Source organism: Bacteroidia bacterium, from assembly GCA_037045145.1.
GTDB lineage: Bacteria > Bacteroidota > Bacteroidia > AKYH767-A > OLB10 > OLB10.
Window position 1 is genome coordinate 617,710 of sequence record JBAOIA010000012.1, and the last position, 26,351, is coordinate 644,060.

Annotated in this window: 25 protein-coding genes; 9 read left to right on the plus strand and 16 right to left on the minus strand. The window is 36.7% G+C overall.

All coding sequences use genetic code 11. The annotated features are described in order from the left end of the window. Positions 1-5: 5 nt before the first annotated feature. The 8 genes from V9G42_12175 to V9G42_12210 form a co-directional block, all read right to left on the minus strand. Positions 6-1,676: a S8/S53 family peptidase gene (locus V9G42_12175; GenBank protein MEI2760177.1), complete on the minus strand. Its 1,671-nt coding sequence runs from the start codon at positions 1,674-1,676 to the stop codon at positions 6-8. A 2-nt stretch (positions 1,677-1,678) separates the two neighbouring features. Next, entirely contained in the window at positions 1,679-2,350 is a 672-nt protein-coding gene (locus V9G42_12180; GenBank protein MEI2760178.1) for a hypothetical protein, read from the minus strand. Continuing rightward, positions 2,337-3,443 (minus strand): tRNA 2-thiouridine(34) synthase MnmA, encoded by a 1,107-nt coding sequence (gene mnmA, locus V9G42_12185; GenBank protein MEI2760179.1) that lies wholly within the window; start codon positions 3,441-3,443, stop codon positions 2,337-2,339. Before mnmA ends, V9G42_12180 begins: the two co-directional genes overlap by 14 nt. A gap of 21 nt (positions 3,444-3,464) precedes the next feature. Next, the gene (locus tag V9G42_12190) at positions 3,465-4,181 is read right to left on the minus strand and encodes a hypothetical protein (protein MEI2760180.1); all 717 of its coding nucleotides are present in this window, start codon (positions 4,179-4,181) and stop codon (positions 3,465-3,467) included. A 69-nt stretch (positions 4,182-4,250) separates the two neighbouring features. Beyond that, positions 4,251-4,511 (minus strand): NifU family protein, encoded by a 261-nt coding sequence (locus V9G42_12195; GenBank protein ID MEI2760181.1) that lies wholly within the window; start codon positions 4,509-4,511, stop codon positions 4,251-4,253. Between the two features lie 12 nt (positions 4,512-4,523). After that, entirely contained in the window at positions 4,524-5,624 is a 1,101-nt protein-coding gene (locus tag V9G42_12200) for an Mrp/NBP35 family ATP-binding protein (protein ID MEI2760182.1), read from the minus strand. 30 nt (positions 5,625-5,654) lie between these two features. Beyond that, positions 5,655-6,014, minus strand: coding sequence for an MGMT family protein (locus V9G42_12205; protein MEI2760183.1), 360 nt, complete (start codon positions 6,012-6,014; stop codon positions 5,655-5,657). Positions 6,015-6,077: 63 nt separating this feature from the next. Beyond that, positions 6,078-7,877 carry a choice-of-anchor J domain-containing protein gene (locus tag V9G42_12210; protein MEI2760184.1) on the minus strand — a complete coding sequence of 600 codons (1,800 nt, stop codon included), beginning with the start codon at positions 7,875-7,877 and terminating at the stop codon, positions 6,078-6,080. Between the two features lie 98 nt (positions 7,878-7,975). On the opposite strand from V9G42_12210, the gene pfkA reads away from it, so the two are divergent. From pfkA to V9G42_12230, 4 genes are all read left to right on the plus strand, one after another. Then, entirely contained in the window at positions 7,976-8,944 is a 969-nt protein-coding gene (pfkA, locus tag V9G42_12215; GenBank protein ID MEI2760185.1) for a 6-phosphofructokinase, read from the plus strand. 26 nt (positions 8,945-8,970) lie between these two features. Beyond that, on the plus strand, positions 8,971-9,822 hold the full coding sequence (locus V9G42_12220; protein MEI2760186.1) for an N-acetylglucosamine kinase: 852 nt from the start codon (positions 8,971-8,973) through the stop codon (positions 9,820-9,822). Positions 9,823-9,910: 88 nt separating this feature from the next. Beyond that, positions 9,911-10,849: a hypothetical protein gene (locus V9G42_12225; GenBank protein ID MEI2760187.1), complete on the plus strand. Its 939-nt coding sequence runs from the start codon at positions 9,911-9,913 to the stop codon at positions 10,847-10,849. Between the two features lie 77 nt (positions 10,850-10,926). Then, complete coding sequence (locus V9G42_12230) at positions 10,927-11,682, plus strand: isoprenylcysteine carboxylmethyltransferase family protein (GenBank protein ID MEI2760188.1); 756 nt, start codon at positions 10,927-10,929, stop codon at positions 11,680-11,682. A gap of 186 nt (positions 11,683-11,868) precedes the next feature. Here V9G42_12230 and V9G42_12235 read toward each other — a convergent pair whose 3' ends face one another. The 3 genes from V9G42_12235 to V9G42_12245 all read right to left on the minus strand — a co-directional run bounded on the left by V9G42_12235 (position 11,869) and on the right by V9G42_12245 (position 13,857). After that, a complete protein-coding gene (locus tag V9G42_12235; protein MEI2760189.1) occupies positions 11,869-12,666 on the minus strand; it encodes a M48 family metallopeptidase in 798 nt (265 codons plus the stop codon). 78 nt (positions 12,667-12,744) lie between these two features. Next, positions 12,745-13,014 carry an ATP-dependent Clp protease adaptor ClpS gene (locus V9G42_12240; protein ID MEI2760190.1) on the minus strand — a complete coding sequence of 90 codons (270 nt, stop codon included), beginning with the start codon at positions 13,012-13,014 and terminating at the stop codon, positions 12,745-12,747. A gap of 111 nt (positions 13,015-13,125) precedes the next feature. After that, positions 13,126-13,857, minus strand: coding sequence for a hypothetical protein (locus V9G42_12245; protein MEI2760191.1), 732 nt, complete (start codon positions 13,855-13,857; stop codon positions 13,126-13,128). Positions 13,858-13,977: 120 nt separating this feature from the next. Here V9G42_12245 and V9G42_12250 point away from each other — a divergent pair, with 120 nt between their 5' ends. After that, positions 13,978-16,134 (plus strand): S46 family peptidase, encoded by a 2,157-nt coding sequence (locus tag V9G42_12250; GenBank protein ID MEI2760192.1) that lies wholly within the window; start codon positions 13,978-13,980, stop codon positions 16,132-16,134. A 3-nt stretch (positions 16,135-16,137) separates the two neighbouring features. On the opposite strand, the gene V9G42_12255 is transcribed toward V9G42_12250, so the two are convergent. Both V9G42_12255 and V9G42_12260 read right to left on the minus strand, forming a co-directional pair. Next, entirely contained in the window at positions 16,138-17,895 is a 1,758-nt protein-coding gene (locus V9G42_12255; protein ID MEI2760193.1) for a T9SS type A sorting domain-containing protein, read from the minus strand. A gap of 90 nt (positions 17,896-17,985) precedes the next feature. After that, positions 17,986-18,579 carry an RlmE family RNA methyltransferase gene (locus V9G42_12260; protein ID MEI2760194.1) on the minus strand — a complete coding sequence of 198 codons (594 nt, stop codon included), beginning with the start codon at positions 18,577-18,579 and terminating at the stop codon, positions 17,986-17,988. Between the two features lie 96 nt (positions 18,580-18,675). Between V9G42_12260 and V9G42_12265 the strand changes: the two genes are divergently transcribed. Genes V9G42_12265 through V9G42_12275 form a run of 3 tightly spaced genes read left to right on the plus strand, consistent with a single transcriptional unit; the run spans position 18,676 to position 21,633 of the window. Continuing rightward, a complete protein-coding gene (locus V9G42_12265; protein ID MEI2760195.1) occupies positions 18,676-19,062 on the plus strand; it encodes a hypothetical protein in 387 nt (128 codons plus the stop codon). A 30-nt stretch (positions 19,063-19,092) separates the two neighbouring features. Then, positions 19,093-21,219, plus strand: coding sequence for a Tex-like N-terminal domain-containing protein (locus tag V9G42_12270; GenBank protein ID MEI2760196.1), 2,127 nt, complete (start codon positions 19,093-19,095; stop codon positions 21,217-21,219). Positions 21,220-21,231: 12 nt separating this feature from the next. After that, on the plus strand, positions 21,232-21,633 hold the full coding sequence (locus V9G42_12275) for a S4 domain-containing protein (GenBank protein ID MEI2760197.1): 402 nt from the start codon (positions 21,232-21,234) through the stop codon (positions 21,631-21,633). A 6-nt stretch (positions 21,634-21,639) separates the two neighbouring features. Here V9G42_12275 and V9G42_12280 read toward each other — a convergent pair whose 3' ends face one another. Further along, positions 21,640-23,931: a BamA/TamA family outer membrane protein gene (locus V9G42_12280; GenBank protein ID MEI2760198.1), complete on the minus strand. Its 2,292-nt coding sequence runs from the start codon at positions 23,929-23,931 to the stop codon at positions 21,640-21,642. 71 nt (positions 23,932-24,002) lie between these two features. On the opposite strand from V9G42_12280, the gene V9G42_12285 reads away from it, so the two are divergent. Next, a complete protein-coding gene (locus V9G42_12285) occupies positions 24,003-24,767 on the plus strand; it encodes an RNA methyltransferase (GenBank protein MEI2760199.1) in 765 nt (254 codons plus the stop codon). Here the strand turns inward: V9G42_12285 and V9G42_12290 are convergent. Together V9G42_12290 and V9G42_12295 are read right to left on the minus strand one after the other, a co-directional pair. After that, complete coding sequence (locus V9G42_12290) at positions 24,764-25,474, minus strand: TIGR00730 family Rossman fold protein (protein MEI2760200.1); 711 nt, start codon at positions 25,472-25,474, stop codon at positions 24,764-24,766. The genes V9G42_12285 and V9G42_12290 overlap by 4 nt on opposite strands. A 111-nt stretch (positions 25,475-25,585) precedes the next feature. Then, entirely contained in the window at positions 25,586-26,326 is a 741-nt protein-coding gene (locus V9G42_12295) for a succinate dehydrogenase/fumarate reductase iron-sulfur subunit (protein MEI2760201.1), read from the minus strand. Positions 26,327-26,351: the final 25 nt, after the last annotated feature.

Consider the following 26,351-nt stretch of genomic DNA (forward strand, 5'->3'; position numbering starts at 1 on the left):
GAAACTTACTGTTTCAAAATTCGTGACTGAAAAACATGCTTTTCAGTAGTGATGCGCAGTATATAGACACTTTTTCCCAAGCTGGCCGTAGCAAGGTTTATACTATTGATAGTATATGGAATAAATTTACCATACTTAATCATTACACGCTTTCCACTCAGATCAAATATTTCTGTGGTATATTGACTGTTACTATCTGCATAAAAATTAATGTTCAGTTGATTTTTAAATGGGTTGGGAAATATTTTTTCAATGAAATCACCTTTACCATAATATGGATTAAAAACTGCAAGCAATGAGTTACGTGCAGAATCAAAATTAGGAATTCCAAAACCAAGCAATGAATCAGGATTGCTATACTGAGATGCACTTTGTACTATGGCATTAATAATTTGCATATTGTTTGCAGAAGGAATTGCCTGCCACAATGAAGCAACTAATCCTGCAATTACAGGACATGAAAAAGAAGTTCCATTACCCGAAAAAACAGTATTTGAATAAGGGTCGGACACAAATGTACCTTGCCCTTGTGCCACAACAGTTGGCTTAATTCTGCCATCAGCAGAAGGACCTGTTCCACTAAAGGATGCATAAGCACCAGCTGCATCAACAGCACCAATGGTTAAGATACTATCGGCATCAGCTGGAGCTGATATATAATGCCATTGGCCATTACCTTCATTACCTGCACTGCTTACCACAACAATTCCTTTTCGTGAAGCAATGTTAGCTGCAATTGATATGGGTGCTGTTCTGCCATCCATATCACTGTAGGTATGATTCATGGTTGAGTCATCAAAACGGGTATAGCCCAAAGAACTGGAAATTATATCTGCACCGGCACTATCGGCAGCTTCCGCAGCGGTAGCCCAGTTGTATTCTTCTATAAGTTTTTCAGTTGCTGCATCTTCTGAACGGTAGAGTAAAAATGAAGCCTCGGGGGCAGTACCAACAATATTGCCGGGGTCATTGGCTCCAATAATAGAAAAACACATAGAACCATGCGTATGGTCGTCATAGACATTGCTATTGTGATCAACAAAATCATAAGTAGCTATAATTCTGTTATGCGCACGCAGGCTGTCTAATGCTGTCATACTGTCAACACGATAAAATCCTGCATCAAGCATAGCAATTATTTTTCCATCACCTCGAAATCCTAAATCATGCAACTTGTCGCCATGCAACATTTGAATCTGATTAAGTGCATTTCCATAATTATAGTAGGCTGTAGATGAAGCCACCTTCTGTGTTTGAGACTGACGTTGCATTAAACTCTCCATCTCAAAACTAAATTTGCTGCTTGTTTTATTGCTAGTTCGTGAAGCCAATTTTGTTTGCTTCACAAAAGGCAATGCATTTATTGTGGCTAATGCGCTTGGGTTTGCAGATACATCAACAGTAACTTCATTTAGCCAGCGTGATGTATTTAAAATAACTGCTCCTGTGTTTTGAATAGCTGTAAGATATGTTGCATTAACCGGTAAGTCGGAAGAGTCTATTGCAATGCCAAACTGAAGTCTTCTGTTAATTGCCCTCGGTGACAGATAAGCAGATGGATTAGATAAGCTGTATGTTGAATTATTTTTATCCGTCAGCATAACTGCATAACGATTCTGACTATACAACTCTTGCGATATCAGAAAAATCAAAATCAATGCGTAAACTTTTTTCATGACTATTTCTTATTGTGATAAAGTAATGTCTCTGTGTAATGAAATATTTTTCCAAGTGGACTGCCTTGTAAAGAATCATATTGATCTTTGTATATCATGCCTACACCGGTGGCGTAAACTTCAAAATGATTTCTTTTTTCAAAGCCATAATCATAATCTATTTGCTGTACTTTTAAAGTGCTGTCAAAAGAATAATTCATTGTCTGCATTGGCTCATTTAGTGTAATAATTTTATAATCTTCAAAGTCATCAGCAAAAATATTTTTCGCATTTCCATTCCATGTTTTATTGAGCTTTACCGGAAATATAAGTTTTATATAGGTAATGTTATCTTCTTGTTTCTCAATGTTGATAGAAGTCCTGTTAACCGTCCAAACTTTATAAATACTCCATGCATCAGCATCGGTCTTGCGTACATAACGTTCTATGCGATATGTTTGCCGGCCTTCATTATCATTGAATATTGATTCGACTCTTTCTAATAACTGATAAGTACTATCGTAAGTGTTAAGGTCTTTATTAAATAAACTAACCTGATAGATCATTGAATCACCAATTGCTATTGGATAATAACGATAGTCAATGGCATTGACAGTTTCTTTGTCTTTAGTACATCCCATCAGCAATACCAAGGCAAGGCTAATAAGTGCGAAAATATTTTTAGACTTTGCCATATTCTTTATCTATAAATCCTCCACCAACTACATCATTACCCTCGTAGAAAACAGCGCTCTGTCCGGGAGCCACAGCAGTTACCGGTGCCTGAAATTCCACAGAGGCATTATTTGCATTTGTTTGAGTAATGACACTCATTGTGCCTGGATCTTTATATCTTATTTTGGTGAGTACTTCTGTTGGTTGGCGGAGCGATTCATACTTAACTAAATTTAATCCGCGTACTTTCATGGTAGTTTTCTGTAAATCTTCCAACTCACCCAAAACAACAGTATTTGTGTTAGGCTTTATTTCTGTAACATACATTGGCTTACCAAATGCAACTTCAAGTCCTTTACGCTGACCTATTGTATAGAAAGGATACCCTTTGTGTTTACCTATCACTTCATTTTTTGTATTCACAAACACTCCCCCATCAAGTCTATCTTCAATGCCTTCAACTCTTTGTTTTAAAAATGCTCTGTAGTCGTTATCCGGAACAAAACAAATTTCATAACTTTCACTTTTATTGGCTAACTCTTTAAAACCCATTTCGAAAGCCATGCTGCGGATTTCAGATTTTTTATAATTGCCTAATGGAAATCGTGTTCGTGCCAGATTCTTCTGACTTAACCCCCACAACACATAGCTTTGATCTTTATTTAAATCTTTTCCTCTGCTTACAATATAACGGCCTCCTTCATTGCGCACAGAAGCATAATGTCCGGTAGCAATAAACTCGCAGTTCAACATATCGGCACGTTTAATTAATGCTTCCCATTTGATGTGTGTATTGCAAAGAACACACGGATTGGGCGTTCGTCCTGCAAGATATTCATCAACAAAATTATCAATTACAAAATCTCCAAACTCACCTCTGATATCAAGTATATAATGCGGAAATCCTTTCTCTACTGCAATACTTCTGGCATCGTTTATGGAGTCGAGACTACAACACCCTGTTTCTTTGCCAGATATTCCTGACGATGCATAATCCCATGTTTTCATTGTTATGCCTAAAACTTCATAACCTTCGTCATGCAGCATCATAGCTGTAACTGAGCTATCAATTCCACCACTCATGGCAACTAAAATTCTACCTTTCTTACTCACCTTGCAAATTTACTTTAATTATTACTGAAGTGTATCGGTCTTAACTTCAAATCCATTTTTATATTGACTTTCAATCCAAGGTCTGCCTTTTTCATTATAAAAAATCCATTTACCTGACCTGTCACCTACATTATATTGACCCGTTGTATAAAATCCGCCATCGGAATTATAGATGGTATAACCACCTGTAAGTTTATCGTTCTTATAGGTAGCTTTTAACATTGGCTTTCCATCTTTAAAAAACTTTAAGTATGGCCCTTCCAACTTTCCATTGATATAATTTTTCTCTTCTACTTTTCCACCCTCCGGATAAAAGGTAAGCCATTTTCCTTGTTTTATGCCTTTACGAAAAGTTTCCTGTGAGGTAATTTTTCCCTCTTCGTTATAATAATTCCATGTGCTGTCTTTCTGTTCATTAAAATAATGACCATCGGACATTTTTTTTCCATCTTCAAAAAAACTTTCTGCAAAAGCAATTTGTCCGGGTTTCTTCCAGATGAGTGTTGACTTCAACTTTCCGGATTCATAATAAAATTTTGTAGTACCTGTTTGTTTATTATCTTTAAAAGTAGTTACTGAAAACAGGCTGTCTGTTCTGTAAAATTTTTTCCATACGCCCTGTTTTAGTCCTTTAGTATCTTTACGGTTTATGGTATCACCTTTAAAAACTACAAAGGTTTGTCCATGTATAGTGCCTGTAAAAAACAACAGGTAAAGAACAAATGTTATTATTTTCATTGGAAGAAATCATTCATTAAAAGAAAACATCAACAAGACTATTTTATTATAGAAATAAAAAATCACTATTTAAACATTCTCCACATTCAATGCTTCTACGGCAGTAATTTCAGGAACCATACGCAAAATTGTTTCTTCAACTCCTGCTTTAAATGTCATTGCACTCATTGTACAGGAACTGCATGCTCCTTCAAATCTTAACTTCACAACATTTTGTGGTGTGATATCCATTACCGTAACATCACCATTATCAGACTTCAAATAAGGTCGAATGGTATCCAATGCCTTTTCGACTTTATTTTTCAAATTATTTTTTACAGACTCCATCATCAATACGTTTTTTTAAAATCCAGCTGCAGGAACACGTTGAGCCGGTTCAATTACTGCATTTCGAATTGCCACCTGTTGTGCAACAGACTGCGATAAATTATTAAAAGCTTCTGCAACGATTGAACTTCCTGTTGCAATTGGATTTCCCTGATCACCACCTTCGCGAACAGACTGAACTAACGGAACCTGACCAAGCAACTTTACATTCATTTCAGCAGCTAACTTTTGTCCTCCATCCTTTCCGAAAAGATAATATTTGTTTTCGGGAAGCTCTTCAGGAGTAAACCACGACATATTTTCGATTAATCCTAAAACAGGAATATTTACTGAAGGGAGTTGAAACATTGCTATTGCCTTTCTGGCATCGGCCAATGCTACATCCTGTGGGGTTGTCACAACTACTGCACCGGTAAGTGGCACTGTGGAGATTAGGGTAAGGTGTATGTCGCTGGTTCCCGGAGGCAGGTCAACAATCATATAATCTATATCGCCCCAATTAACATCACTAAAAAGTTGTTTCAATGCTTTTGAAGCCATTGGTCCACGCCAAACAATTGCCTGCGATGGATCTGCAAGATAGCCAATAGAGATAAGTTTTACACCATGCTTCTCTACAGGTATCATTAATTGTCGTCCGTTAACTTCTTCAATAAAAGGGTGTTCATGTTCTGAGCCAAACATTATCGGTACGCTGGGTCCAAATATATCTGCGTCAACAAGAGCTACTTTAGCACCATTTTTTGTTAATGAAACGGCTAAATTGGCAGCAACAGTTGACTTACCTACACCACCTTTGCCGGAGGCAACAGCAATAATATTTTTAACACCTTTCATCATTTCATTATCTATACTGCGCTGTGTAGTAACATTGGCCGTCATGTTTACTGTTACATCAGCATCTTTATCTACAAAATGAATTATGGCATTTTTACAGGCGCGTTCAATTTCTGCTTTTAATGGACAAGCAGGTGTTGTGAGTATTACTGTGAAACTGACTTTTTTTCCATCAATCTCAATATCCTTAATCATGTTGAGGGTGACCAAATCTTTTTTAAGATCAGGCTCCTGTACATAACTTAAAGCTTCTAATACTTTTTCTTTAGTAATATGCATGGTGCAAAGATAATAGTTGTAAATGAGTGTTTATAGCATTAATTCAACAGATGGATCCCAAAAGTGTTTCTTAAAATTAATTATTTTATCGTCTGAAACCTTAATGCCTTCTTTTTCGAGTAAATGTTGCATGGCATTATTGTCTCCAAAAAAATGTTTTCCGGTAAGCAAACCATTACGATTTACCACTCTATGTGCAGGCACTCTTGGCTTTATCTTGCTGCTGTTGTTCATCGCCCATCCAACCATGCGTGACGATTGTGCGCTTCCAAGATATTTAGCTATTGCACCATAGCTTGTGACTTTTCCTTTAGGTATCAAACGAACTACCTGATACACCTTTTCAAAGAAAGAAATGTTATCTGAATTGAAAGAGTCTGCTATATTCATACTGGCATAAAAATAAAAAAACCACCGGTTGACAACCAGTGGTTTTTTTATAAAAAAGATTAATTATTGTTTTACAAACTTATTTACTACAACACCATCAGCATTGTTGATTTTAAGAGTATAAACACCTTTGTTCAAAGATTGAATATCTAAAGCAATACGGAAAGGCTCATTATAATTTTGCTTAATTACTTCCTGACCTAGTTGGTTATAAACGGTAAGTGTTGAGTTTCCATAAAGTTTTGCAGAAACCAACAGTTCTGTTGTTGCAGGATTTGGCATCAGCGTTACATTATTACTCAAATCTGTTTCTTTAATACCGGTTGTCACAACCATTGAGGCATCATCCACTCTGATTGAATTGTCAACACTAGAACCAAAGCCATTAATACCGATATTATACGTACCGGATGTTGCAGGTGTAAACGTATGAGAAGCCAAATGATATGTTGAATCAGTAAACAATGGGTCAACAGCAATATTATTGGTCATGGCAGCACCAGTGGCAGCATTTCCATAACGCAATTCTAACTGATATGAGGTTGCAGTTTCTGTAAAACTCTTGTACCAATATTCAATTCTATAATTGGTTCCGGCTGTTAAATCCAGACATGGAGAAAATAACCAGTTTTCAGGAGTTGCAGCTAATGGATTTGCTACACCAAGACGAGCACACAATAAACCATTGTGCATATAAGTAGTGGCGAAGTCCCAAATATTACCATCACCATCTGTATCTTCAATAGTCCATCCCGGAGGAGGTGTAGTACCAGATGCCATTTCAAAACCCTCAGTAACTGGCGTAGTCCCAAGTACAACTGGAGGGATGTTTGTTACAGTAACTGTTGTTGTATCGTTCGCTGCATTACCATCAGAAGGAAGACTGGTATAAGCTTTTATTGTATGTGGTCCAATTGCAGATAAATCAGCTGTACCGGTGAACAAGAATGAAGATGACCCTCCGGCAGGAATTGTTCCGGTAAATGTTTCTGTAACAGGTGTACCATTATCCACAACAAATGATACTGGAAATCCGGAAATTGCGCTTCCACCCCAATTGAAGATAGAAACATCAACTGGTGTTGTTGCACTTAAACCGCAACCTGAATTCATATTACTTATTGCAAAAACACTGGCATCAATGGCTTGCGGGGTATAAATATCAAGTTGATCTATTCCAATAAAGTTGCTGTTACTACCATTTGGGCCTCCATCTGCAACAGTATAACGGATTGCGAAGCGTGCTGAAGTACCCGCAGCAGTTACCGGATAGTTTATATAATCCCATGTACCGGCTATACTTGCCTGAAATCTGCCTAATTCAACCCATGTTGTACCTTCTGGTGTAGAGTCGCCTGCGGCAGAGTACATTACACGAATTGAGTCAACCCACATTGAACCTGCAACCGACCTTGCATAAAATGCAATAATATCACCTGCAGAAACATTCAAAGCAGGGGTTACTAACCAGCTGTCAATGTTATTAGTTCCTGTCACTACCTGATAATTTGCAGCAACATACTCAGTTGCAGCACCATTATAGGCTGGAAACACTGTTCCATCAGGCTGAAACCATGTTGCCTGTGCTCCCTGTGGTCCTGTACCTCTGTAATAAGTCAGATAGCCTCTTGCAGCTAATGAAATTGTGTCGTTCTGCTGACTGAAATCATCAGAATAGGCCACATTGATAGCACTATTTCCTCCTCTTGGAGCTAGTACTCCTGAATGTGCTAAGTCTGTTTTATTTACAGACTGTGTTCTGGCTCCAAATGTTGGATTTTGATTCACCAAAACTTTGTCTTGTGCCATTGATGCACCCGACAATAAAACTGCAACTGCAGCAATTAAAGTAAATTTTGTCATGTGATTTTTGAATTTGATATATGGTTTAAAGGTGTAAAAGTAAAAAAAGCGAACATAATAATTTAGCTTTGCCCTAATCAATTAAAAAAATTATGAACATGCAGAAAATAGCGCTGCTAACTTCAGGAGGCGATTCTCCGGGCATGAATGCCTGTATTCGTTCTATTGTTAGATCTGTCATTTCTCATAACAAACAAGCAGTAGGAGTTATGCGAGGATATGAAGGATTAATTCATGATGAATTTTTGGATCTAAATGCCCGTTCTGTTAGTAATATATTGCAACGCGGTGGCACTATATTAAAAACTGCCCGCAGTAAAACTTTTATGACTGAGGAAGGTATGAAAATGGCATACGCTAATCTTTGCAAGGCAGGAATTGATGGCCTCATTGTAATTGGTGGTGATGGCACATTTAAAGGTGCTGTAGAGTTTAATAAGGTTAGTAATATTCCTTTCATAGGTATACCCGGTACTATAGATAACGATCTTTTTGGCACCGACTACACTATTGGATTTGACACTGCACTAAATACCATCATTAATGCCGTTGACAAAATAAAAGACACTGCTGCCTCACACGATAGATTGTTTTTTGTGGAAGTCATGGGCAGAGACTCCGGATGCCTGGCCTTATATGCCGGAATTGCCAGCGGTGCAGAGGATATATTAATGCCGGAACAAAAAACTAATATTACTGCATTAGTAGAAAAGCTAAAAGAGAGTGTTTTGAGAAGAAAAACATCAAGTGTGGTTATTGTTGCTGAAGGCGATGATGGTGGTGGCGCCTTTAAAATAGCTGAAGCAGTGAAAAAAGAATTCGATTACGATATAAAAGTCACCGTGCTTGGACATATTCAACGTGGCGGCAGCCCAACAGCTAAAGACAGAATAATGGCTACACGCTTTGGTGCTGAAGCAGTAGCAGCATTGTTCAACAATCAAACCAATAAAATGACAGGATGGAATGGCAGAGAAGTTATTCTTGTAGATTTAGACAAAGCAGTAAAACAACACAACCCGTTTGACAAACGTCTGGTGGATTACAACCGTTTTTTAACACTATAATTTATATTTGTAAAAACTTAAAAAGAATGCTATTAGTTGCAGACAGTGGCTCGACAAAAACAAACTGGCTTTTAACAGACAAGAACAGTTTCACTACAGAAATTGAAACTATTGGGTTTAATCCTTTTTTTCATAACTCAGACTTCATTCTAAATGAGCTTAAAAAAAATCAAACATTGGTTCAATATGCAGATGCCATCAAGGATATAAAATTTTTTGGTTCGGGTTGTTCCAGCGATGACAGAAAGAATATTGTAGTATCAGCATTTAAAAATATGTTTCCCAATGCAAAACTATTTGTTGACCATGATATGTTAGGTGCTGCTTTAGCTGCATGTTTTAATTCTGCAGGCTTAGTAGCAATTTTGGGTACCGGTTCAAATATTGCTTTCTGGAATGGAACTCACATCCACCCTACCAATCATGGTTTAGGATACATTTTAGGCGATGAGGGCAGTGGAAGTTATTTTGGCCGGAAATTGATTACACATTTTTTATATGGTATCATGCCGGATGATTTATCGAAAAAGTTTTTTCAGAAATACAACATGAATAAGGAAATGGCCATTCATCATGTTTATCATCAGCCCGGAGCCAATGTATATCTTGCTTCTTTTTCAAAGTTTCTATCGGACGAAGCGCAACACCCCTATATTCAGACACTCATCTACAAGGGGCTGCTGGAGTTTGTTGAAACAAGTGTTTTGGCCTATCCACAGCACCAAAACTATCCTGTACATTTCATAGGAAGTATTGCTTTTCATTTTAAAACTATTTTAAAACAAATTGCCGATGAGAAAAAGTTCATGGTTGGCAAAATCATTGTTCGTCCGGTAGATGAATTACTGGCTTATTTTACACAGTCACCGGAAAAGTAAATACTTTATTAAGAAATGTGACGTTTAGTTAAAAAAACTGAACTTTCGATGGCTATAATACTTACTTTTATTCTAAATTCTGAAATAAATGAAAAAGCAAATCATTTTATTGGTATCCATTACCATCCTCTCAACAGGTTTTTATGCCTGTAAAAAAGAAGATCAACAAGCATTAGACGCCAAAACGAAACAGTTTAATGACGACTCCAACAATTTCAAAGCAGAGTCCGATCAGGCCGACAATGACGTTAACAACACCATTAACGAAATTCCTGCATTTGGGCGTGGAGCAGGTGTTTTATCCAGTCCATTATGTGGAGTAACTATTGACTCCTCTCAACTGGCACAGAAAATTTTGTTTTTCAATTTTGATGGTATCACACCTTGTTTTAGCCCATCGCGTACCCGCTCAGGACAGATTAAAGTACAACTCACAACCGGCTCCAACTGGCATATGGCAGGATCGGTGCTGACATTGACTTACAATAATTTTAAAATTACCAGGCTTAGTGATAACAAGTCTATCCTGTTTAATGGCACAAAAACCCTAACCAATGTCAATGGCCATAACTGGTTAACTTTTTTAGCAGGGACAAGCACTTTTAAATACAGAAGCAGAGCATATAATGTGAATGTGACATACAATGACGGTTCAACAGCTGTATGGAATCAAACCTGTATTACAGAGTGGTTATATACTCCTACAGGCAATCATGCGCCTTATCTCACTTTTACTTCAAATGGTGATTCTACTGTAAACTCTTATAGCAACTCCAGTATGTGGGGTACAAACAGATATGGAGAGGCTTTTACCACTTACTATACAACCCCCATTATATCGAATACTTATTGCGGATTGTGGCGACCCAATTCCGGAGAGCTGATACATCATGTCAACACAAGTGATTTTGCTTTAACATTAGGGGTTGATCAAAGTGGTAATGCCACTACTTTAAACTGTGCATACGGATATAAAGTATCTTGGACAATTAACGGCAACTCCAATTCTGTAGTTTTAAGTTATTAGGGACTATTTTAAAGTAATTTAAAAACAGAACCATTCCGTATGGTTCTGTTTTTATTTTTGCGCCATACATACAAACTATGGCATTACAAGAAGAAATGGAAAAACAAGGGCTTTGGCTTTTTAAATATCGCAGCTTTTTACCGCTGTTTCTTTTAGGATTCGGGCTATCTTATTATTTATGGAGTAAAGTACACCATATCCGACCTTTTCCTGAAAACTCAAGGTCTGAAGAATGGTTCTTATATGCCTGCATGATTGTATCGTTTTTAGGATTGTTAATGCGTGTTTATATTGTAGGACATACTCCGGTAAATACATCCGGTCGCAATACTTCAGAAGGTCAGGTTGCTGACTCTATCAATCAAACAGGCATGTATTCTATGGTTCGTCATCCTTTGTATGTTGGTAATTTTATTATGTGGCTTGGCATTGCTCTTTTTACTGCAAGCATCTGGTTTGTATTGTTGTTTATTGCTGTTTATTGGTTGTACTACGAGCGTATAATGTATGCCGAAGAACAATTTATGAGAAAGAAGTTCGGCAATGCCTATACCGACTGGGCCGAGAAAACACCGGCATTTATTCCTGAATTTTCAAATTACAAAAAGCCATCACTACCATTCAGCTGGAAGAAGGTACTTAAGAAAGAGAAGAATGGACTTGCTGCAATATTTATTGTATTCTTACTTTTTTATGCAGCCGGGCAATTAATAACCAACAATGTCATACAAAATAATTTTCTGATTTATGGAACAGCTTTCAGTATATTGTTTTATATAGTTATTAAAATTATCAGAAAACAAACTACATTACTACACGAAACCGGTCGATAGAAAAATTACAACTTCAATAATTTTTTATAAAGCTTTAAATAACTATTTGCCGTTTGCTCTACCGTAACCAGCAATTCTTCCTGTGGGCATTTTTCCAGTGATAGATATGCAAAAATAGTTTGCCGCATTTTAACTGAAATTATGAGGGAAATTATCAAAGGATAGTCACTTAATGCCAAATAAAGATCAAGGGCGTGGCTTATAATACTTCATTGCCGTAGGCATAAACTTATTTAAATCGTGAATACGTGTTTCATTGCTTGGGTGGGTACTTAATATTTCAGGAACTTTATTACCTGATACTGCCGCCATTCTTTTCCAGAAATCAGGAGCAATGGCAGGATTATAACCAGCCATTGCCATAAAAATCAATCCCAGTTTATCAGCTTCTGTTTCATGTAATCGTGAATATGGTAATAGTACACCAAGGTTTGCACCAACACCATATGCTGTATTAAATAACTGTCTTGTCTCTGCAGGCTTGTTAGTTAATGCAACATCTAATGCAAGTCCTCCTGTTGCAGCTAGCAACTGCTGACTCATTCTTTCATTGCCATGGCGTGCTATAGCATGTGCAATTTCATGGCCCATAACTAAGGCAAGACCTTCTTCATTTTTCGTTACCGGTAATAATCCGGAATAAACAACAACTTTCCCTCCCGGCATACACCATGCATTTACATCTTTACTGTCAACAAGGTTAAACTCCCAACGGTAGTCCTTTATTCTGTCGTAAAGGTTGTGGTCGCGCATATATTGAACAACAGCGTCCTTTACACGCTCTCCTACTTTTTTAACCATTTGAGCATCTGAGTTACTATTTACCACAGGAGGATGCTCTTTCAGAAAATCGTTATATGATGTTAAAGCCATAGCTACCATCTGCGACTCCGGAAGTAGATTAATTTGCTTACGCTCTGTTAAAGGAACATTACTACATGAAACAAAAAAAATAAGCAACAATATTTTTATACCTCTTTTCATGAGAATTAATATTTAATTATTTAAGTGTAAAAAATTGTTTTAGGTGTGCAGAAATTACAAATTCTGAATGAAAATAGATCATTCTACTTCTGCAGTAAGGCCGCGTTGAACTAATGCCTTACACATAGGTTGCAATACTTTTACCGAGCCATCCTTAACTGAGCATCGTCCATTGTTATGCACAATAATTGAACACTGCTCTGCTTGCTCTCTTTCATGATTACAAATTTCTATCAGTGATTCTATCACAAAATCAAAAGTGTTAAAATCATCATTATATAGAACAATATGATGATCTTTTGAAACCGACTTTTTTCTTTCTTTAGTTTGCTCTGCTTGTTTTACCATTGTAATATTTCTCTATTGTACACTGCAATAATAATAAGCAAATTTAATTTTCAAAAATCAATAGTGAAAAATCAGAAAAATGAAGGATTTCTTCATTTTTCATAAGAATGGTTAATTGGTATTTACAAGGATATAACGCCCAATTACAGAGCCATGTTGTCGCCTGATACTCACCGGTATAGATTCATTTTTTAGGTTTAAATTGTCCATTTTAGGTACACTACCTTGCTCTAAAACCTTTGCTGTCTGCTGACTATTAATTTCAGCATAACTAATATTGATTAATGCCATTGATGGCTTTTGTAAAGTCTTCTTAGGCAAAGTCTCTGCAATCTCTAAATGTTCTTGGCGTGCTTCACTCTTCTCTTTAACGATTTCGACACTATATTGCTGTTGTGCAATTGTATCCGATAGTGTCACAGCCAACGGAATAACTTTTATTTCTAAGTCGTCACCGGCAACAACCACTTCTTTCTCTTGTGCTTGCAGCTGATCAAGTGTAATATCGGTAAGATTATAACTGCCAGTAATAACTTGTGTGTTTTGTACAATAGCGTCCTGTTTTGCCTGATATCTCTTATCTTCTTCGTCTTTTTGTTCTCGCTGTTGTTCTTGTGTCAGCATTTTCAATGTTGGCTCATCGGGAACTGTCACCTTTAAGTGTAATTTTTCGGAAGGAATTTTTACATGGAAAATTTTGCCTTCTTCAAATTTAAAAGCAATTGTACTTGTAGGTAATGATACTAAAGGGGGAATGTAATGATAGGCCGTCTCTGCAGATTGTGCATAGACAGTTGTACTGAGTACAAAACAGATAATTGCTATTTGGGCTATCTTTTTCATTTTATAAAGACAACTGTTATACCTAAACAAGACCAAAAGGTTACACAATTACTTGATTTATATCAATGAAAACTACATGTATTCTTTGTTTAAATTTGCCATCATAAATTATATAAATTCATGTTTAGAAGAGCTTTACTTACAACAATCATAGTACTTGGTCAGTTACTATCAAAAGCCGATGAGGGCATGTGGTTGCCTACACTTTTAAAAACCATAAATGCTGATGCTATGTACAGCAAAGGACTTAAAATTCCTATTGACTCATTATTTTCACTGAACTCTTCTTCTATAAAAGATGCAATTGTTCAATTTGGTGGTGGCTGCACCGGTGAAATAATCGGGAAAAACGGGCTTTTACTAACAAACTATCACTGTGGCTACAGTCAGGTTGTTCAACACAGCAGCGTTAAAGACAACTATCTAACCAATGGTTTTTGGGCTATGAATATAAATGAAGAACTTTCATGCACCGGGTTAACTGCAACTTTTATTGTTCGCATGGAAGATGTTACAGCAAGTATTTTACCTTTTGTAAATGATAGTTTAAAAGAAATAGAAAAAGCTGCTCAGATTAAAGAGTTGTCTCAGGTATTGGTGCAAAAAGCAATTCAGGGAACACATTATAATGCAGAAGTAAAACCATTTTATTATGGAAATAAATATTTTCTGATTGTGACTGAAATATTTAAAGATGTTAGATTGGTTGGAGCACCGCCATCAAGCATTGGAAAGTTTGCAGATGAAACCGATAACTGGATGTGGCCACGTCAAACAGGTGATTTCGCCCTTTTCAGAATTTATGCAGACAAAAACAACAACCCTGCTGATTACAGTAAAGATAATATACCCTATAAACCAAAATACGTGTTACCAATAAGTCTAAACGGCATAAAAGAAAATGATTTTACAATGGTTTATGGTTTTCCGGGGCGCACACAAGAATATTTGCCAATGGAGGCAGTAAGAACATTAATGAATCATACCGACCCTGTTCGCATTGAACTTCGTAAAATCAGGTTAGATAAAATGGAACAGGCTATGGAACATAATGACACCGTTCGCATTCAATACTCATCCAAACATTCATCAATAAAAAACGGCTATACAAAATGGCAGGGTGAAATACTTGGGCTAAAAAAACTTAATGCTTTAGCTGTAAAGTCTCAACGTGAGTTTGATTTTTTTCAATGGGCAAAAAAGAATTCCAATACAGAATATCAAAATGTTGTGAGTAAACTAAATCAGTTTTACATTAAGCAGAGGCCATTTTCTATTGCTAGCGACTACTATTTTGAATCAATAAAAGGAATTGAGTTACTAACATTTGCTGAAACATTTTCAAAGCTTGAAAAAATCTGTAGTACAAATCCGGTAGATGAAAAAGCGCTATCAGAATTGAAAGCTACTTTATTAAAATCAACTGCTGGTTATTTTAAAAATTATGATGTCAGCATTGACAAAGCCATCATGCCTATGCTGTTAAAAGAATACATTGACAAAACACCTGCAGGGCTTGCAGCTGACCTTTCTTTTATTGCTAAAAAACACAAAAACAATACTTCAAGCTATTGTGATTACGTATTCAAAAAGTCTGTGTTTGCAGACCAAATTCGTGCAGAGAATTTTATTCAATCTTTTAGTGCAAACAAACTCAGTAAACTTCTTACTGACCCTGCATATAGTCTCATCAAACAATGCTCGTTGACTTATGCCGAAAAGGTACTACCTGAAATGAAGAAGATTAACTTTGAGATAAATAATCTGCAACAAGTATATATGAAAGGTCTGATAGAAATGGCTGCTGAGAATAAAAAGAATATATATCCGGATGCAAACTTTACACTACGTATTACTTATGGTAAGGTTGAAGGCTATGAACCACGTGATGGAATTACATACAAATATTATACAACCCTTGATGGTGTTATAGAAAAGTACGATTCAACAAATTATGATTTCAATGTCCCTGAAAAACTTCTTGAACTTCATAAGAAAAAAGATTATGGCCGTTATGCAACAAATGGCAAGATAATTCCATGTTTTTTAGCGTCAAATCATACAACAGGTGGCAACTCAGGCAGTCCTGTTTTGAATGGACAAGGTCAATTAATCGGAATAAATTTCGATCGTGTTTGGGAAGGTACAATGAGTGACATTATGTTTGATCCTGAGAAATGCAGAAACATCACATTAGATATTCGCTATGTACTGTTTATCGTTGACAAATTTGCCGGTGCCAAATGGCTTACCGAAGAAATGAATCTTGTGCAATAACAATCAACGGCTAATCACGAACCTTAATGTTTTAGAGGTGTTTTCCTGTGTTATTTTAATCAGATATACCCCTTTACTAATTTCTGTTAAATCGAATGGAAGATGCGTTAATCCTTGTAGTATTGTCAAATCTTTTTGTTGCAACACTCTTCCGCTAATATCCAATAGTTGAACAGTTGTAAAAACGTTTCTACCTGATGAAAGTTGTACTACAACATTTTTATCGGCAGGGTTTGGAAATAAGATTGCTGAAATAACAGATTGAAGTTGATTTATTCCAACAGGAGTAAATAGCAATGGATCCGATACCGAACTGCATCCTGTAATACTATCAGTGGCAACAACATAATATGTTCCTTGCTGTGTTGCTGTTAATTGTAATGAGGTTTCACCGGGCATTACTAAGCCATTAAAATACCACTGTAACATAAATCCGTTTAGTACGCAGTTTAAAGTATTTCCATTGACATAAAACGTTGGCTTTGGTGGATTAGGATTAACCTGAATATTAATAGCTACTGAAGTTGCAGAGCAACCATGAGCATTAGTAACTACCGCTGAAAAATTACCCGATGTAGTTACTACCAAGTCTGTATTGGTTTCACCAATGAGCAAGTTACCACTCTCGTACCACTGAACCGGCAATGTATCGTTACAAGTCAACACAACTGTATCGCCCATACACAAAATTAATGGAATGTTGGCACTTACAACAGGTGTATCAGGAGCTGCGTAAACATGCACTGTGTCAGCATGAACAGTTGTAGCAACAGGCACCTGCATAATAGAATAATTCACAACCAACGAACCGGAAACACCAGCCAATGTACCTGTGGCTGTTCCACTGGCACTCCACCCCGGAAAGGTTACTGCACCCAAATCATCATCTGCACCAAACAATCCACCATCTTCATCCCAAACATGCAACGTGTAATTGTTATTTTGCAAAGGAATGTTGGGCAATGTCCAAGTCAGTGGTGTATTAGAATTTGAAACAGAAGGATGACTATCATATATCTGATTACCTTGTGAATCATACAAGTAAAAATACATATCAGGTACATCAATCGGTGCACCATAATTGTCGGGAATGCTGGCTACTGTAATATCAGTCAGAAAATATTGCGGAGAACCACTGGCTGTTACTGTCTGTGTTACTACGTAATCTCCAGGTACGTTATAAATCTGAATTGGGGGGTTTTCAAGTGTACTCTGAATCCCATTTCCAAAATCCCACAAATATGACGCCTGACCGGGGTTATTGTTTACAAATGTTACACTCAATGGTAAACATCCGCTGCTATTGGTCATAGAAAAACCAGGGTTACTAACAGTGTCGGGCAAAACTGTAAACGGCAATGTATAACTAATAGTCTGATCACCTAAAACCTGAAGTGTGGCAATAACCGTGACTGTTGCATTGTAAACGCCAGCAATTAATGGTGTTCCGCTCAAATTAACACAACCATAAACAGACTGCGAAGGGTCATAATTACATCCACTTGCAAAGTTGTTGCACTGCCATGTCATGCCAACGGGCAAGCCTGTAATATTTGCAATATTAAAGTTAGTTATAGTTATACCCATAGTATCAGTAATCATTACAAAAGTGATGTCCTGAGTGTATGTTTGATTCACAGTTGCAGGCAATAATGTGTCGGGATAAATTCCGGGATCAGTCTGTGTACTGTCAATACTACATTGCGCATTTGCAATGAAACCTACAATTATAAAAGCTAAGCAAAGTAAAATTCTCTTCATATCTATTTCTTTTAGTTGAGTAAAAATAGTAAAGTCCATGTAACTTGAGAACTAAAATTCAGAAACTTATTAAGCTCTTATCTAAAATAATCAGGCTTTAAAATACTTTCCAGTAACAAAGATTTCTTTTGAGCTGTTGCGTGTACTCTTTGGGCGCAAAACATAGCATTCACCAAAACAAGATTTTACTTCATCACGAAAATTCATAGCATCTTCGCCATCAAATATTTTACAAACAAAATGTCCTCCGGATCGGAGAAAACGTTTTGCTGTTTGAAGGGCAAGAATACTCAAGTCATACGAACGTGCCTGATCGGTAAAACGGTTACCGGTTGTATTAGGAGCCATATCACTCATCACCACATCAAACTTTTCATTAAAACCATAGCGTTCAAACAGCGTTTGCAGATCAAATGTTTCTATGTTATCCTGAACAGTAAACACATTTGGCAATTTAACTTCTACCGGTTTTAAGTCTATGCCAAAAACCTTACCCTTCTCCCCTGTTTTTCTTGAAGCATATTGCAACCATGAACCGGGTGAGGCACCTAAGTCAAGTATATTATCTCCCTGCCTGAATAATTTATGCTTTAAATCTATCTCTTCAAGCTTATAGATACTTCTGGCTGCAAAGTTCTCTTGCTTTGCTTTACGTGCATAAAAATCATTTGGTTTATAGGACACAATCAGAATTTTCGGTAAAATTACATGAGATGTGTGAATCTTCCCTTATTTGAATTCAAGAAAATCCATTATACTTGCAAAACAAATTTAATAATTATGAAAAGATCATTCACCTTCTTATCAATTGCCACTGCATTTTGTGTTTTTGCTGCAGCTGTAGTCATGCCTTCCTGCAAGTCGTCAAAATCTACTGCAAGTAGTACTACTCCAGTAACTGTTCCAGATAAGCCAAGCTATGCAGTGCATATTAAACCAATTGTTGATGCAGCCTGTGGTACCAAATGTCATAGTCCCGCAAAAAAAGCTGATGGACTTGATTTAAGCTACTTTGAAGGTGTGAAAGATGCCTGCGAAAAACATAAATTATTAGGTTCTATAAAGCACGAAAGTGGTGTTAAACCAATGCCACGTATGGCACCTCAATTAAGTGCACAAGCAATTGCCACCATTGAAAAATGGATTAATGAAGGCTATGCTCAATAATATCATTTCTTAAGTTTTTGTTTCATTATATTGACTGATTCTTTTTTACTAACCAGTTTTAGGAGCAAGACTGGTATTTCTATTCATCAGCTGGAACAAACCATAAAGCTATTTGAAGAAGGTGCTACCGTGCCTTTTATTGCACGTTACCGGAAAGAAAAAACAGGAGGGTTAAGTGATGAAAATTTGTTGGAGTTAAAAAAACTATTAAAAGAAATTGAAGACTTTAACAATAGAAAGAGGTTCATTATTAATGCACTTCAGGCTAAAGGTGTTTACGATTCGCTTAAAGAAAAAATTGAGGAAGCTACATCATTAAATGAGCTGGAAGATATTTATCTTCCCTTTAAAGAAAAAAGAAAAAACAGAGCACAAACTGCCAGAGATGCAGGACTTGAATCTCTTGCTCAAACACTCATTCATGATGACAGAAATGCAAAACAAATTGCAGAAAAATATATAACATCAATATTTTCTGACACGGAGAAAGCGCTACAAGGGGCCCGCGACATTATTGCAGAATTAATATCAGAAAATCATCAGGTTAGGAAAACGTTTCGTCAATGTTTTGAGCAGAAATCGTTTGTTATCTCAAAAATCATCAAATCAAAAGCAGAAGAAGCTGTTAAATACAAAGACTATTTTGATTACAAGGAAAAAATAAACAGCTGTGCCGCACATCGTTTATTAGCTATTTTAAGAGGTGAAAAAGAGAAATTATTACGCGTCACTGTTAAGCCTGATACAAACTTATTACTGAATCTTCTATTAGAAACCATTAAGAATGAAGGTTTTTATCTAAATACACAGGTAAAAACCGCTGCTGATGATGCATGTATCAGACTACTGATTCCTTCTATGGAAAATGAAACTATTGGGCATTACAGGCAGAAAGCAGAAATAGAATCAGCGAGATTGTTTGCAGTAGTTTTGAAACAATTATTACTTGCACCTCCATTAGGTCAAAAAAATATTTTAGCCATTGATCCTGGATTTAAAAGTGGGTGTAAAATTGTTTGTCTCGACAAAAACGGCAGGCTCTTACATAATGAAACTATTTATCCTCACCCACCACAAAGTCAGCAAAAAATTGCAGCTCACAAAATCACAACGTTGGTAAATCAATATAAAATTGATGCTATTGCCATTGGTGACGGCACTGCCGGTCGTGAGACAGCATCTTTCTTGCAACGATTGCGCTTTGATCACAAAATACAGATATTTGTTGTGAATGAAGACGGGGCTTCTGTTTATTCTGCTTCAGCAGAAGGACGCAAGGAATTTCCTGAATATGATGTTACTGTTCGTGGTGCTGTTTCTATTGGTCGCAGACTGATGGATCCACTTGCCGAACTCATAAAAATAGACCCACGGTCACTTGGAATTGGACAATATCAACATGAAATTGATGAGACCATGCTCAACAACGTATTGGATCAAACAATTGAACACTGTGTAAACACTGTAGGCGTTAATCTTGAAACAGCCAGTGAAAAATTACTTACTTACGTTTCAGGCATTGGCGAAGTAATGGCAAAAAAAATTATAGCTGCAAGAACCAACTCCGGTATTCACTCCCGTCAGGAATTGAAAAAGATTAAAGGAATGGGAAATGTAACTTATGAAATGTGTGCAGGATTTATCCGGATTAATGGTGAAAATCCATTAGACAAAAGTGCTGTTCACCCCGAAAACTATACTCTTGTAGAACATATAGCAGCAGACATTGGCACAACAATAACCGGTTTGATTGGCAACGACAGTCTGATTCAGAAGATTGATCTTTCTAAATATGCAACAGATGAAGTTGGACTACCTACCCTGAAAGATATCATTGCCGAGTTATCTAAACCAGGAAGGGATGTTAGAGGTATAATAAAAGTCTTCGAATTTAATACTGAAATAAAAAGCATCAACGATTTGCAACCAGACATGGTGCTGCCAGGAGTTATTACCAACATCACAAACTTTGGAGCCTTTGTTGATATAGGGATTAAAAAAGACGGTTTGGTTCACATATCAGAAATTAGTGATGAATTTATCTCTGATATTTCAACAGCAGTACGTCTAAATCAACAGGTGATGGTAAAAGTATTGAGTGCCGATAATAATACCGGCAGAATACAGTTTTCGATGAAAGGTATTCAGCAACCATAAATGCATTTAGTGATGTTAATTTTAAATTTAAATATTCAACATGAAAAAGTGCGCATTGATAAATGGATGTGGGCAGTTCGAATATTTAAAACACGATCGCAAGCTGCCGAAGCCTGTGCAAAAGGAAAAATATTTATTGATGGTACCTCTGTTAAAGCATCGCGATTAATTAAAGCCAACGAAATATTATCTATCAGGCGTGGTTCTTTTACTTTAATATTTAAGGTTATTCAACCCATAGAAAACAGAGTGGCTGCTGCAATAAAAGATCAATTTTGCAAAGACCTTACTCCAGCCGATGAGTATGAAAAAATAAAGATGCATAGCATTGCGACACGTACTTACAAACAGCACAATGAAGGTAGGCCTACAAAAAAAGAAAGGCGTGCATTAGATGATTTTCTGGATTGGTAAAAGTCTTTAAAAAGGATAACCAATACCGAAATTATAAATCAGGCTGCGAGGTTTTACTTCATCAGCAACCATTTTATCATCACCTTTATATTGTGGGTCAACAATTGGCACACCAATATCAAGTCTGAAAATAAAAAAGGTAAAGTCAAATCTGAAACCCAACCCACTACCTACAGCCAACTGCTTATAGAAACGATCCAATTCAAACTCCGCTCCGGGACGTGAAATTTCTTTTTTCCTTACCCAAATATTTCCGACATCAAGGAAAAATGCACCTTTCAGAATTTTCAGAATATCGAAGCGATATTCAATATTTCCATTAATCTTTATGTCGCCAGTACGTTCAAAATTGTTTACACTGGTGAAAATTCCCGGACCTACATTACGTGCACGAAATGCACGTAAATCGTTCGATCCACCGGCATAGAAGCTTTTTTCGAAAGGAATTATTTTTGAATTTCCATAGGCAATACCAATACCGGCAGCAATTCTATACACTATCGAATTATGTGCATTTATGTTTTGATAATATCTGAAATCGGCATCAGGTCTAAAATATTGAGCAAACCGCTTGTTAAGAATTGTATAACTACTGTTAACATCCTTATCTGCACCTTCTATTTGTCTGAACCAATAAAGTGTATTTCCGGCAAATTCAATATTTGTTCTGAAAAATTTAAAATTACCCGGCTCATTCAATTGCTGATTGTTATAGATGAGTGTATATCGTCCATTTGAAATCAGGTGGTTGTCATAACTGCTGAACAATACAGGGTCATTAAGGCTTTCCAATCGGGCTTTAAATTCAGGTTCAAGTTTTACATTAACAAAATTTACCTGAAATGGTGTTACTATTTGTTTGACAAACCTGCCTTTTCGCCATTCTAAGGACGCAGAGAAATCCAATATAGAACGATTAAACTCAGGGCGATTTTGAATATTATAATTAGTAGAAAAAACGGTGACAGGATTTGCTGCAATATTTTTAAAGAAGCGGTTAAATGGCTTTATGGCTTTAGGTAAATAGATAGAATTTTCAACACCCAACTCATAGGTATTGAATAACAGTAACACTTTGTCTTCTTTATCTTCAGTAAATCGTTTCTGCGATTCTAATGCACCTCTGATTTTAAATTCAAACATTTCTGCACCCCGAAAAACATTTTTGTTTCTATAAGTAAAGTCCCCGGCCACACCTAAGTTACCTCCGTTATTAGTCCCTTCAAGTTCCGTCTTATACTCTTGCTTTGGAGTTGCACCAAGATTAATAAAACAATCAAGTTTGTTGCTATCAACTACACTATAGTTAATATTTACAAAACGATACATGCCGAGTAAATTTAGACCTTTATAGGTATAGTCTGCATCACTCTGTCTGAAAACAGCTTCAGGCTTAAGAAATGTATGATTAACGATTACTTCAGGTTTCACAGGCATCTTTTTTCCTGCCCGTTTCACAAACATATAACCTTTATAGGCTATTGTATCATATTGAATCATTAAAATATTTTGACTCAAAGGATCATAATCAGGACTGAAAATTATCCGATTCAATTTAAACTTTGTATGTGGCATTGCTGCAGAACTAATTGTTGAATCAGGATTTGAAAATGCAGCAACATCCTGAAAGACGGCTATATTCTTTGTAGTGTCTGATGTATAAACACGATAGGAAACAAACTGAGGTGAAAACTGAAAATAACCTTCGTTGCGAAGTTTTTTTGTCAGTCTTTCGCGGTCGCCTTGCAATATACCTTCATTATAAATAATACCGGCTTGAAGCTTTGATGCTGAAGTATCTTTTATTACAAGCGAGTCGAGATTATCATCGGCACATTCGCGTGCCACATACTTTATAAAAGATGGTTTATGTGCAACAATGGTGTAACGAACAAGGGCTTTTTTCTTTTTATAAATGGTACTATCTTTAACTTCTGCATCAAAATAGCCATTCTTAGACATAAATTGCTTTATCTGAAGTGTAGATTTTTTGGTAAAAAGTGTATCCAAAACCTCAGGCTCCTCACCTACCGTATTTTTTAACCAATTTTTAAACTTTGTTGGTTTACCACGATTACCCATACTATATACAGCGAGATGAAAACGGAACAATCCTAAAATTCTCCTGTTAGCCTTCTGTTTGATAATTGCTTTAACCCCTTCTCGTAGTTCGGGTTTGTCAATTATTACCTGATTGCGATTGAGCAAATACTCACCCTTATCCAATTGCTTATAGGGGCTGCAGGATACAACCAGTAATATCAGAATGAATAAAATGCCGTACTGCCTTTTGCGCATAAATTTTCGGATGCGGTAAAAATAAAACTTATTGATCATCTATCTTTATGCCCTTTAACAGTATTCTTCAAATGCTGACAAGTTCAGAAATAAAACAGATAAAGTTATTAAAGGACAAGACGAGCCGCCATGAGCAGCAAAAATTTGTTGTTGAGGGTGAAAAAATGGTTGCAGAACTGTCTTATTCGGCCTTTAATATCATAGCTGTTTATGCTACGGATGAGTGGATTGAACAAGCAAACAATGCCATATTAGTTAAATTAAAAGAAAAACTCATTAAGGTAAAGGCACAGGAATTAGCGCGCATATCTTCACTAAAACAACCAAACGGAGTGTTGGCTTTAGTAGCCATGCCTCAACAGCCCGAAACTAAAATACAGTTTAATGATATCATTCTGGCGTTTGACGATATAAGCGACCCAGGCAATCTTGGTAGTATTATCAGAATTGCAGATTGGTTTGGAATTAAACAAATAGTTTGTTCCGCAACTTCTGTTGATCTATATAACTCCAAAACTATTCAGGCAACAATGGGATCCATTTTCAGAGTGAATGTTTATTATACTGATATAGAAAAATGGATTTCTGCGAATAAGCAAAAGGCCACCTTTTATTCTGCAATGCTTCATGGCAAATCTGTATATTCTGTTGCAAAGAAAAAACCTGCTGTTTTGGTTTTTGGAAATGAATCAAGAGGCGTTTCACAGTCACTACAGCAATTAATTGATCAACCCATTTCTATTCCTAAATTTCCTGATGATATAAGCAGCCCGGTTGAATCGTTGAATATTGCCATGTCTGCTGCAATTTTTTGCAGTGAGTGGCGTAGGGCTTAAAAGTTAGGTTTCAGCAAATATTTACTATAGAAAGAATCAATGTGTGATTTTACTTCATGTGCCTCATCAACCAATTTAAAAAGCGATAGGTCTTCAGGCAAAATATTGCCTTCTTCAACCATGACTGTCTGCAGCCACTCAAACATTTTGCCCCAGTACTCTTTACCAACAAGTACAATTGGAAACCTGCCTATTTTTTTTGTTTGAATGAGTGTTAACGCTTCAAAAAATTCGTCCAATGTTCCAAAACCACCGGGAAGCACAACAAAGCCCTGAGCATATTTTGTAAACATGACCTTACGTACAAAAAAGTAATCAAACATCAGATTCTTGTCATGATCTACAAAGGGATTTGATGTTTGCTCAAAAGGCAATTTTATATTAAGCCCTACAGATTTTCCACCGGCACGCTGTGCACCTTTGTTACCGGCCTCCATAATACCAGGACCACCTCCGGTGATAACACCATAGCCTGACTGTGTGAGTTGATAAGCTATTTCTTCTGCCAACAGAAAATATCTTGTATCAGGCTTTGTTCTTGCTGAACCAAATATTGAAACACAAGGACCAATGCGGCTCATCTTTTCAAACCCTTCAACAAATTCACTCATTATTTTAAAAATCTGCCAGGTATCCTGAGCTTTAATTTCCTGCCAGTCTTTATCAGAAAATGCTTTTCTGATTCTTTCTTCTTCTGATGCTGTCATGCGATTTAATTTTTAAAAATGATTCTTAGCAAAAGAATCAAATGGTAATAATTTACCTATTCGTTTGTTATTACGAATACTTCCAAAAAAAGTTCAGGTAATAGATTGTGTTTAAGAAATTTTTGCAGATAGATACTCCCTGTTCATCCTGGCAATATTTTCAATAGAAATTTCTTTAGGGCACTCTGCTTCGCAGGCACCGGTGTTGGTACAATTACCAAAACCTTCCTCGTCCATTTGCGCTACCATTTTCATTACACGCTCATGTCTTTCTGCTTTACCCTGAGGCAACAATGAAAGTTGCGAAACTTTTGCTGAAACGAAAAGCATAGCAGAAGAATTTTTACATGCAGCCACACAAGCTCCGCAGCCTATGCATGCAGCAGCCTCAAACGCTTTATCAGCATCATCTTTTGGTATTAAAATACTGTTTGCATCCTGTGCATTTCCGGTATTCACTGACACAAATCCACCGGCAGCCATTATTCTGTCGAATGATGAACGGTCAACAGCTAAATCCTTTATAACAGGAAAAGCTGCAGAGCGCCATGGCTCAACAACAATGGTATCACCATCTTTAAAAGACCTCATATGTAACTGACAGGTAGTAACTCCTTGAAGAGGCCCATGTGGACGACCGTTAATATACATACTGCAAGCACCACAAATTCCTTCGCGGCAGTCATGGTCAAATGCAACAGGATCTTTTCCTTCGTTAATCAGTCGCTCATTCAATACATCAAACATTTCAAGAAAGGACATGTCTTCAGACACATCCTGAACCTGATAGGTTTCAAAACGACCTCTCTCATTATTATTTCTTTGCTTCCAAACTTTCAGGGTGATATTCATACCTGTATTATTTAAATTTTTCTGA

Excerpts from the sequence above, each read along its gene's own strand:
- V9G42_12240 (MEI2760190.1), bottom strand. The coding sequence starts at position 13,014 with ATGGTAAAACAAGCAGAGCAAACTAAAGAAAGAAAAAAGTCGGTTTCA.
- V9G42_12250 (MEI2760192.1), top strand. The coding sequence starts at position 13,978 with ATGTTTAGAAGAGCTTTACTTACAACAATCATAGTACTTGGTCAGTTA.
- V9G42_12205 (MEI2760183.1), bottom strand. The coding sequence starts at position 6,014 with ATGAATATAGCAGACTCTTTCAATTCAGATAACATTTCTTTCTTTGAA.
- V9G42_12235 (MEI2760189.1), bottom strand. The coding sequence starts at position 12,666 with ATGAAAAGAGGTATAAAAATATTGTTGCTTATTTTTTTTGTTTCATGT.
- V9G42_12220 (MEI2760186.1), top strand. The coding sequence starts at position 8,971 with ATGCTATTAGTTGCAGACAGTGGCTCGACAAAAACAAACTGGCTTTTA.
- V9G42_12180 (MEI2760178.1), bottom strand. The coding sequence starts at position 2,350 with ATGGCAAAGTCTAAAAATATTTTCGCACTTATTAGCCTTGCCTTGGTA.
- V9G42_12255 (MEI2760193.1), bottom strand. The coding sequence starts at position 17,895 with ATGAAGAGAATTTTACTTTGCTTAGCTTTTATAATTGTAGGTTTCATT.
- V9G42_12230 (MEI2760188.1), top strand. The coding sequence starts at position 10,927 with ATGGCATTACAAGAAGAAATGGAAAAACAAGGGCTTTGGCTTTTTAAA.
- V9G42_12175 (MEI2760177.1), bottom strand. The coding sequence starts at position 1,676 with ATGAAAAAAGTTTACGCATTGATTTTGATTTTTCTGATATCGCAAGAG.
- V9G42_12295 (MEI2760201.1), bottom strand. The coding sequence starts at position 26,326 with ATGAATATCACCCTGAAAGTTTGGAAGCAAAGAAATAATAATGAGAGA.
- pfkA (MEI2760185.1), top strand. The coding sequence starts at position 7,976 with ATGCAGAAAATAGCGCTGCTAACTTCAGGAGGCGATTCTCCGGGCATG.
- V9G42_12275 (MEI2760197.1), top strand. The coding sequence starts at position 21,232 with ATGTTAATTTTAAATTTAAATATTCAACATGAAAAAGTGCGCATTGAT.
- V9G42_12245 (MEI2760191.1), bottom strand. The coding sequence starts at position 13,857 with ATGAAAAAGATAGCCCAAATAGCAATTATCTGTTTTGTACTCAGTACA.
- V9G42_12265 (MEI2760195.1), top strand. The coding sequence starts at position 18,676 with ATGAAAAGATCATTCACCTTCTTATCAATTGCCACTGCATTTTGTGTT.
- V9G42_12195 (MEI2760181.1), bottom strand. The coding sequence starts at position 4,511 with ATGATGGAGTCTGTAAAAAATAATTTGAAAAATAAAGTCGAAAAGGCA.
- V9G42_12285 (MEI2760199.1), top strand. The coding sequence starts at position 24,003 with ATGCTGACAAGTTCAGAAATAAAACAGATAAAGTTATTAAAGGACAAG.
- V9G42_12190 (MEI2760180.1), bottom strand. The coding sequence starts at position 4,181 with ATGAAAATAATAACATTTGTTCTTTACCTGTTGTTTTTTACAGGCACT.
- V9G42_12200 (MEI2760182.1), bottom strand. The coding sequence starts at position 5,624 with ATGCATATTACTAAAGAAAAAGTATTAGAAGCTTTAAGTTATGTACAG.
- V9G42_12280 (MEI2760198.1), bottom strand. The coding sequence starts at position 23,931 with ATGCGCAAAAGGCAGTACGGCATTTTATTCATTCTGATATTACTGGTT.
- V9G42_12210 (MEI2760184.1), bottom strand. The coding sequence starts at position 7,877 with ATGACAAAATTTACTTTAATTGCTGCAGTTGCAGTTTTATTGTCGGGT.
- V9G42_12290 (MEI2760200.1), bottom strand. The coding sequence starts at position 25,474 with ATGACAGCATCAGAAGAAGAAAGAATCAGAAAAGCATTTTCTGATAAA.
- V9G42_12225 (MEI2760187.1), top strand. The coding sequence starts at position 9,911 with ATGAAAAAGCAAATCATTTTATTGGTATCCATTACCATCCTCTCAACA.